Source organism: Rahnella sp. NRRL B-41462, from assembly GCF_003263525.1.
Classification (GTDB): Bacteria; Pseudomonadota; Gammaproteobacteria; order Enterobacterales; family Enterobacteriaceae; genus Rahnella; species Rahnella aceris.
On sequence record NZ_JYDF01000081.1, the window covers coordinates 95356 to 101864 of the forward strand.

The 6509-nt window shown below is 53.1% G+C and carries 7 protein-coding genes, 1 pseudogene and 1 riboswitch; of the genes and pseudogenes, 4 read left to right on the top strand and 4 right to left on the bottom strand.

Translation table 11 applies throughout. The features are described 5' to 3' along the window. Positions 1-13 precede the first annotated feature (13 nt). On the bottom strand, positions 14-970 hold the full coding sequence (locus tag UC14_RS18740) for a nitrate ABC transporter substrate-binding protein (protein ID WP_041673235.1): 957 nt from the start codon (positions 968-970) through the stop codon (positions 14-16). A 210-nt stretch (positions 971-1180) separates the two neighbouring features. On the opposite strand from UC14_RS18740, the gene UC14_RS18745 reads away from it, so the two are divergent. Continuing rightward, on the top strand, positions 1181-2527 hold the full coding sequence (locus UC14_RS18745) for an aminotransferase class I/II-fold pyridoxal phosphate-dependent enzyme (protein WP_013576510.1): 1347 nt from the start codon (positions 1181-1183) through the stop codon (positions 2525-2527). Between the two features lie 4 nt (positions 2528-2531). Here the strand turns inward: UC14_RS18745 and UC14_RS18750 are convergent, their stop codons facing one another. After that, entirely contained in the window at positions 2532-2954 is a 423-nt protein-coding gene (locus UC14_RS18750) for a GNAT family N-acetyltransferase (protein ID WP_112198175.1), read from the bottom strand. A gap of 83 nt (positions 2955-3037) precedes the next feature. Next, a riboswitch (Fluoride riboswitch) is annotated at positions 3038-3100 on the top strand. Between the two features lie 66 nt (positions 3101-3166). Between UC14_RS18750 and crcB the strand changes: the two genes are divergently transcribed. The 3 genes from crcB (at position 3167) to UC14_RS18765 (ending at position 5862) form a co-directional block, all read left to right on the top strand. After that, complete coding sequence (gene crcB, locus UC14_RS18755; RefSeq protein ID WP_037037017.1) at positions 3167-3550, top strand: fluoride efflux transporter CrcB; 384 nt, start codon at positions 3167-3169, stop codon at positions 3548-3550. Positions 3551-4008: 458 nt separating this feature from the next. Beyond that, positions 4009-4665, top strand: a complete 657-nt coding sequence (locus UC14_RS18760; protein ID WP_013576513.1) for a TetR family transcriptional regulator — start codon at positions 4009-4011, stop codon at positions 4663-4665. A gap of 9 nt (positions 4666-4674) precedes the next feature. Further along, the gene (locus UC14_RS18765; protein ID WP_013576514.1) at positions 4675-5862 is read left to right on the top strand and encodes a multidrug effflux MFS transporter; all 1188 of its coding nucleotides are present in this window, start codon (positions 4675-4677) and stop codon (positions 5860-5862) included. A gap of 65 nt (positions 5863-5927) precedes the next feature. Here UC14_RS18765 and cspE read toward each other — a convergent pair whose 3' ends face one another. Together cspE and UC14_RS18775 are read right to left on the bottom strand one after the other, a co-directional pair. Continuing rightward, positions 5928-6137, bottom strand: coding sequence for a transcription antiterminator/RNA stability regulator CspE (gene cspE / locus UC14_RS18770; protein ID WP_009636912.1), 210 nt, complete (start codon positions 6135-6137; stop codon positions 5928-5930). 177 nt (positions 6138-6314) lie between these two features. Continuing rightward, positions 6315-6509: pseudogene (locus UC14_RS18775) on the bottom strand (DUF2076 domain-containing protein); the annotation flags it as partial.

Consider the following 6509-nt stretch of genomic DNA (forward strand, 5'->3'; position numbering starts at 1 on the left):
GATCGGTTAAGTGTTACTGAGCAAAGTTCGGGAACAAATCTCCCGGCGTCAGGCGCCTGGCAGTCAGCCCCTGGGCATGTAATTCCTGCGCAAAATCGTCGATCATCTTTTCATTGGCGGCGTAACCGTTTGCATTCCAGTCCGCAGGTAAATCGACCACAGTGCGACGTAAATCATCCAGCAACCATGGCGTGGTATCGGCATATTTCGCGCGCTTATCCATCCAGACTTCATAAGAGCGATCGATGATTTCGCTCAGCGCCTGCGGTAACCACGGATGCTCCTCGGCCAGCGCAGGTTTGATTGCCAGCAGGTGGATGCCCGGGATGTACCCGACGCGGTTGAAATAGGCCAGTTCGGCGGCACGAAAATCCGGCTGGAACTGACGGAAACCGGAATCAGGCTTGAAGAATCCCTCAGGCATAAACGGTGTAAATACCGCATCCAGCCAGCCTTCCTGTAACAACTCCATCATAGGACGTTCTTCCGGCACGGCTTCGATGCGCCCTTCGCGGCCAAAACCGGCCAGACGGTCAACAATCGGGTGCGCTTCGGTCAGGCGGCCGACATACCAGTTCGCATCTTCAATGCCCACACCTTCAAGTGCCAGCAACGTGCGGGTCCAGGTATTGCCGGAATCCTGCCAGCCGGTCAGGCCAATACGTTTACCGGCCAGTTGATAAAGTTCGGTCAGCGGGCTGTCTTCACGGGTGATGATGCAGCGCTGACGGAAGCCGCGCATCAGAAAATGCGGTATCGCCAGTAAATCAGATTCGCCCCGCGCACGCCCTTGTGCATAACGGCTGAAAGACACTTCACCCGCATCGTATTTATCGCTGGTCCCCAGGTTATCAACTAAAGTGCCCACGCGGTCTATCTCGAGATTAAACCCTTCCGGTTTAAGATCGCCTAATGCCAGCGGCGTAAAATAATCCCAGTCACGAACCGCCAGCCTGATGGTAATCGTCACATCTTTCCCCTTAAGTGTCAGCATGGTTAATATGCAGAAAAACAACTGTGCGTTTACAAACCTGCCCGAAAACACACCAAATTCTTTTACTAAGGCCATCATCTTCACGGCAAGATGATTATTTTATCGCCTGCGTTGGCTAAGTTTGATACTAATGGCATAAATTAATATGTACAATAGAATCTTTGTTACTGAACAAAAGGCAAAAAAATGACAGAAAACTCTCTCGAAAAAACGCTGGATGCAGAATGGTTGGCGACGCAATTACAGGATCGTTCCATGCGGGGCATTGCGATTGAAACCGCAGCGATGATCCGATCCGGTGTGATCGAGATTGGTACGCATCTTCCCGCCGTGCGTGAACTCGCGCAGGCGCTGGGCGTCAGTCCGGCCACGGTTTCAGCCGCCTGGGGTCAGTTGCGACGTCAGAAAGTGATCGCCGGACGGGGGCGAAACGGCGTCTGGGTGTGCGGCGATATGCTGTCTCCACGACCGGCACGCTTCGAGAAAATCGGCAATTTTGGTGAGCATATTATTGCGGATCTGGCGCTGTCATCGCCGGATCCGGCACTGTTGCCTGACTTGCACGAAGCCATGCAGCGCGGTGTTGGCGCAGACAATCTGAACAGTTATCAGCGTGAGGCTATCGCGCCGTCGCTGCTTGAGGCCGCACGCCAGGACTGGCCTTATGACGCCCCCGCTTTTATGGCGGCGGATGGTGGATTTGACGGCATGAACCTGACGCTGCAAACCCTGCTGATGCAGGGTTCGGTGGTGGCAATTGAAGACCCGACTGCCACACGCCTGCTGGATATGCTGGACAATCTCGGTGCGCAGGTCATTCCGGTGAAGTGCGACGAATTCGGCCCCACGCCGGAATCACTCAGTCAGGCACTGCTGAAAAATCCTTCAGCCTTTATTTTTCAGCCACGTACCCATTCGCATTGTGGCCATGCGATTAACGCAGAACGTTATGCTGCGCTGGCCAACATTCTCAGCCAAAGTAACACACTGATTATTGAAGATGACGGGATCGGACAGTTGTCACGTTACGCGCCGCTGAGTATGGGCAGCAAACTGCCGGACCGCACGGTGCATGTCCGTTCTTATTCCAAAGCGTACGGCCCGGATTTGCGGCTGGCGGTGATTTCGGGATCGGTGGATTTAATCAAACAAATCAAATCATTCCGTAACTTTGGTGCCGGCTGGTCGAGCCGTATTTTGCAGGAAGCGCTGGCGTGGCTGATTAACGATCCGAAAACGCAGGAAGGGATTACGCAGGCTAAAAAAGTGTATGCGGAGCGACGCAAAGCCATGTCCGATGCGTTGCGCATTCGCGGCGTGAATATCCCCGACCGCGACGGACTGGCGATGTGGATCCCGGTGCCATCGGAACAGTTTGCGCTGGTAACGATGGCCGCGCGTGGTATTGCGGTTCTGCCCGGCGAACGCAGCCGCATCGGGCCGGGGCAATTTATCCGTATCAGCACCAGTCAGATGAAACCGGAGCAGGTTGATCTGATCGCCGACGCTATCGTGCTGGCGCTGGATGTCTGATCATTCAGAGTTTTTTCAGCAGATACTTTGGCGATTCCTCGTACTGCGCCCGCGCATAAAAAGTGTGGGCGCGTACACGGCGGGTATGGCTGTGAACTTCCATCCGGTCACACCCCCGGTCCGCTGCCAGACGTTCGGCCTCATCCAGCAATTTCTGGCCAATACCGCTGCCACGCGCGTGATCGCTGACGCACAAATAACTGATACGGCAAAATTCGCCAGCCAGCGCAATTTGCGGAATGAAATGCAACGAAATAAACCCGACAGCCTGACCTTCTGTTTCGGCCACTAACAGGCGGCTGTCCGGGTTCACGGCCATTTTTGCCACACGTTCAGCTATCGCTTCAGACCTGTTGGGATAATCCAAATCCCCCAGCAATTGCGCCAGAACTGGCGCATCCTGCAGGGTACCTTCTCTGATTAACATCGCCTTTTCCTTTTCACAAACTGTTTCCGAAACGCGTCTACACAAGCGCCATCACACAATGTAAACTGAGCGCCTGCATTACTTTGCACTGTGGAGATGACATTCCTCCCAAACCGCCTTTACCGGCTGATGATGTCTGCGCAATCTCGCGAGAGGTTCGTAGCGTCATGCCCGGGCCTTTCTGAATTTCATCTATTTTTTAAGGTATCACTATGTTTAGCACCTTACTTGCAGTCTTTATTGGCGGTGGTATTGGCAGCGTTGTGCGCTGGTATGTCAGTCTCAAAATGAACGGAATGAGTCCGCTACTGCCCGCCGGCACCCTGACCGTGAATCTGGTCGGCGCCTTTATCATTGGTCTGGGCATCGCGATTTTCACCCGCCTGACCCATATCGACCCGGTATGGAAGCTGCTGATCACCACCGGCTTCTGCGGTGGCCTGACAACCTTCTCCACCTTCTCTCTGGAGGTGGTTTACATGCTACAGGATGGTCGCTTTGGCGCCGCCCTGCTGAACATGGCACTGAATCTGGCCGGCTCACTGGCCATGACATTACTGGCGTTTATGCTGGTCAGCTGGTTCAGCGCACACTGATCCTATCCTCCGGCGATGCCTTTTTAATGACAAAAGGCATCGCTGTGATAAATCTGTGACGCGGGTTCACCTCCTCCCGCCGTATCTTAATGTTTCCTTCATCTTATCTGCAGATAATAGCGTCAGTTCACTCTGGTTTATCTTTGAGGTATGACATGTTTTCTGTTCCAAAAACGTCTTCTGAGTTCCTGGTTGTTGCCCTCTGTGTTCTGACAGTTGTGGCTTTTTTACAGGCATACTTTGCTTAACAGCCCCGCCTGACCCGCAGCCCCCCTTTCCCGTAAACGGCGCATTCCTCTGGATTGCGCGTTTGCCTTTGTGCGTCACGCTTAATTGCGCGGAAACGAAACGCCACTTTTTATTTCATTCATAATACAAATATTTACCTGTTCCTCCTTATTGCCTATACTTGAGAATGATCGTTCGCAACCTACATCAGTCACATTACCGGGTATCTCATGCTTCACCCACAACAATGCACTAAAGATGCGCGCATCAGCGCCCGACGCGACCAGATTATTGCCGCCGCCCGCCTGTGTTTTCGCAAGCATGGTTTTCATGGTGCCGGTATGGCTGAAATCGCTAAAACTTCACAGCTCAGTGTGGGGCAGATATACCGCTACTTCGCCAATAAAGATGCGATCATCGAAGATATCGTGCGGCGAATAGTGATGAAAAAAATCAGGCTGATGACCGGCAATGCGCATAATTTGCAGCAGGTGGCTCATAACCTGGCGCACCGTCGGATTGGCAATTTAAGCGCGCCGTATAAAGAAGATCAGTGCATCGAACAAAAAGAGCAGGCCGAAATTGACCACGCGCTGATGCTGGAAGTCGCCGCAGAAGCGACCCGTAATCCGATCGTGGAAAAAATCTGGCGTGACTCCGAAAAACAGCTTTTTAACGAAGCAAAAACGCTCCTCAGTGCCACCTTCCCGCAATTTTCCGATGCTGAAATGACCGCAAAAGTCGAATCATTAGCGGTGATTTGCGAAGGCACGGCTTTTCGTCGCCTGACGACTGTTCACGCCGACGCTGAGATTCTGGAAGCCTTATACCATCGCTACTTCCGGAGCCTCTTCGAAACGGATTTAACCACCAGCAAACTGGAATAAACTTTCACCATGAGCGCTCACCTGCACGAAAAACGCCTCGGTTACGCCCTTGTTCTCGGCTCGCTTGCCGCACTCGGGCCGTTATGTACGGATTTATATTTACCGGCATTGCCGGAGATGGCTGGCGACCTGAATACGTCCACCGCCAGCGCGCAGTTAAGCCTGACCGCCGGTTTACTCGGCCTCGGTTTCGGCCAGTTACTGTTCGGCCCGCTAAGCGACCGCTATGGCCGTATGCGCCCGCTGTTATGGTCACTGGCGTTATTGCTGGCTGCCTCGGTTTGGTGTGCGGTGGCACAGGACATCAGTCAGCTGATTGTCGCTCGTCTGTTGCAAGGGATCGCCGGTGCCGGTGGCGCGGTATTGTCACGCGCGGTGGCAAGGGATTTGTATAACGGGCACGAACTGACACGGTTTTTTGCGTTGCTGATGCTGGTGAACGGGCTGGCACCGATCATCGCCCCGGTACTGGGCGGCGCAATGTTGCACTGGGTTAACTGGCGGGGAATATTCGGCGTACTGGCGTTTATTGCCATCTTACTGTTCAGCTTCTCCTCGCTAAAATTGCATGAAACCTTAACGCCCGAACGCCGTTCAGGGGGCGGTATTTTCAGCATGCTGGGCTCGGTATTCAGCCTGCTGAAACATCGTCCGTTTATGGGGCTGTGCCTGACACAGGGCTTTATTATGGCCGGGATGTTCGCGTATATCGGCGCGTCACCTTTTGTGCTGCAACAGATTTACCATCTCAGCCCGCAGATGTTCAGCCTGTGCTTTGCGATTAACGGCATCGGCCTGGTGATTTCCGCACAGGTGTCTACCCGTCTGAGCCGCCGCTTCGGCGAAATGGCGCTGGTCAAGGCCGGTTTGTGCATCGCCGCAGTGGCCTCGGTGGCGCTGGTGATTGCCGCCAGCCTGAATGCGCCACTCGTGATGTTACTGGTGCCGCTGTTCTTCTCGGTGATGGTGATCGGGATTATCAGCCCGAATGCAGGCTCGCTGGCGATGCAAAGTCAGGGGAAAAATGCAGGCAGCGCGTCTGCCCTGCTGGGCGTGTGTATGTTTGCGCTCGGGGCGGTTGCCGTACCGGTAACGGGTTTCGGCAGCCATCCGGCGTTGTCGATGGGGCTGACCATTCTCGGCTGCTACGCGATTGCTATCCTGATGTTCGTGACGCTGGTGCGTAAACCGGCATAAGGTTCTGGCGAACGACAGGCAAAAAAAAACCCGCTTCGGCGGGTTTTTCAATAAATCGGCTAAAGTCAGATAGCGATAACGTTAGCAGCCGACGGGCCTTTGGCACCATTGGTGATTTCGAACTCTACGCGTTGGCCTTCAGCAAGGGTTTTGAAACCGTTGCTGGAAATAGCAGAGAAATGAACGAAAACATCTTTGCTGCCATCTTCAGGGGTAATGAAACCAAAACCTTTAGATTCATTGAACCACTTAACGCTACCTTTAATCTTAGACATCAAACTTACCTTTACGTGAATGTTGGACACAAAATGTGTGTCAAACACAGTACAGCAACAGATTTGGCTTTTGTCCAGAATTCTGATGGCAATAAGCGATAAACCTCTCACTCTTCACCTTCTGCTGCTTTTTTCTGCTGCCAAAAAGCCCCTTAATAGCCTTATGACATCAACCGGTTAGAAGAATGAGTCATCATCATTGTTGAAATCATCAGTGTTGAAGTCATCATTTCCAAACCCCAAATCCGAATTGTCATTACGCAGCGACGCATCTTCCCATGACGGCTGATTGCTGTCGAAACCCTGACTGTTATCGAGGAAGCTGCTGTCGGCAGGATTGAGATCCTGCACTGGCGGTTCTTCGATGATATT

Excerpts from the sequence above, each read along its gene's own strand:
- UC14_RS18745 (WP_013576510.1), top strand. The coding sequence starts at position 1,181 with ATGACAGAAAACTCTCTCGAAAAAACGCTGGATGCAGAATGGTTGGCG.
- UC14_RS18750 (WP_112198175.1), bottom strand. The coding sequence starts at position 2,954 with ATGTTAATCAGAGAAGGTACCCTGCAGGATGCGCCAGTTCTGGCGCAA.
- crcB (WP_037037017.1), top strand. The coding sequence starts at position 3,167 with ATGTTTAGCACCTTACTTGCAGTCTTTATTGGCGGTGGTATTGGCAGC.
- UC14_RS18760 (WP_013576513.1), top strand. The coding sequence starts at position 4,009 with ATGCTTCACCCACAACAATGCACTAAAGATGCGCGCATCAGCGCCCGA.
- UC14_RS18765 (WP_013576514.1), top strand. The coding sequence starts at position 4,675 with ATGAGCGCTCACCTGCACGAAAAACGCCTCGGTTACGCCCTTGTTCTC.
- cspE (WP_009636912.1), bottom strand. The coding sequence starts at position 6,137 with ATGTCTAAGATTAAAGGTAGCGTTAAGTGGTTCAATGAATCTAAAGGT.